Genomic DNA, 1,250 nt, shown 5'->3' with positions numbered 1-1,250 from the left:
ACGTTTAAAACAAAATGAGTTTGAAGTATTGAAAGGACGTATAAAAGAGAAAGGAATGAAGCTAGTTGTTGCTGATCTGCCAACTACTCATGTACTGCTGAATACAGATGATACCATTACAAGCTCTATCCTGAATTTAGTTAATAACCTGTTAATTGATTTGTTAGCCACTATGGCACGTTTAGACAATGACAAGCGTAGAGAGCGAATTAAACAAGGTTTAGAGAGAAGCGGATACAAGCCTACAGGTAAGAAAGCAGATACAGCTAAACATGATCGTATTAGAGAGTTAAGTAATAAAGGCTTAACAAAAGAAGAAATAGCTAAAGCTGTAGGTTGTGGCGTTGCTACTGTATATAGAGTTTTAAAGGAGTAATGTATGGATGTATGTAGTTGGGATTGGTCAATTATTGCTACCTATCAAAATGTGATGGGAAAACATGCGTTAGAGTTATAAAAAAACAGTGCGGCTATGGGAAAAATGCCGATTATTGTGTGATTGACCCTAAATAATTACGGTTCGGTACTTTGCTTTGCTTCTCTCAATGTATAACCACTGAAAATAGACGCAAAGTGGCTCGACTTTTAATTCTGGCGATAGCCAGATTTAAAAGTATCGAGCTAAATTTCATAATTTAAAAAATAATTAAAACCAGCTATCTCACATTAACCACTTTGCTTATTTCTTATTCAAATATTAATTTTATATGAACTACTTTTTACTTTAATCTACTGTAATATTAATCAATCTGAATTTCATATTAACTACTTATTTTTTGATTTTTTTAATATAAATTATTGATTTATATCAAATTTTTCATATTTCAAAACTAATGGCTATTCTAGATAGATTTTTTTTTACGTGAGAAAATTTTTAAAACTTCACAGGAGATTTTAATGATTTTTTTACTTAATCCATTGTTTTTAAAATGGTTATTGCAATTTTTAAGTGCTACCGATACTGAAACGGTTCTTTTAACCATGTGTTTTATCCAAATGTTGTTCAACATCTGGATTTTTAATGAGTTTTTAAAAGAAAAGGGGGCTGTCAAATGAACTTATCCAACTTCAAAGTGTTTTCCAAAATAGTGCTCTGGTGGGTAGATGCCCCATTTTTTAAAGAAAAGCTTCGCTTTTCCAAAACGGGGGAAGGCATTGCGGTTTTAAAAACAATGATAGCCATTACATTAGAAGCTGACTTTCAAGACCGCTTAGCCAAAATTTCATTTTCTGAATTAGAAGACCTGACA

2 protein-coding genes are annotated in these 1,250 nt (G+C 31.8%); both read left to right on the top strand.

The window, feature by feature from the left end; all coding sequences use genetic code 11:
- A partial coding sequence (locus tag FTV38_RS17665; RefSeq protein ID WP_180023063.1) for a helix-turn-helix domain-containing protein occupies positions 1-376 on the top strand: 376 nt, incomplete at its 5' end.
- Positions 377-1,052: 676 nt separating this feature from the next.
- Positions 1,053-1,250 (top strand): hypothetical protein (locus FTV38_RS17660; RefSeq protein WP_180023062.1); only part of this gene is annotated, 198 nt, incomplete at its 3' end.

The organism is Acinetobacter sp. YH16044 (assembly GCF_013417145.1).
GTDB lineage: Bacteria > Pseudomonadota > Gammaproteobacteria > Pseudomonadales > Moraxellaceae > Acinetobacter > Acinetobacter amyesii.
The sequence above is the reverse complement of the archived record's forward strand: the minus strand, read 5'-3'. Positions and strand labels throughout refer to the sequence as shown.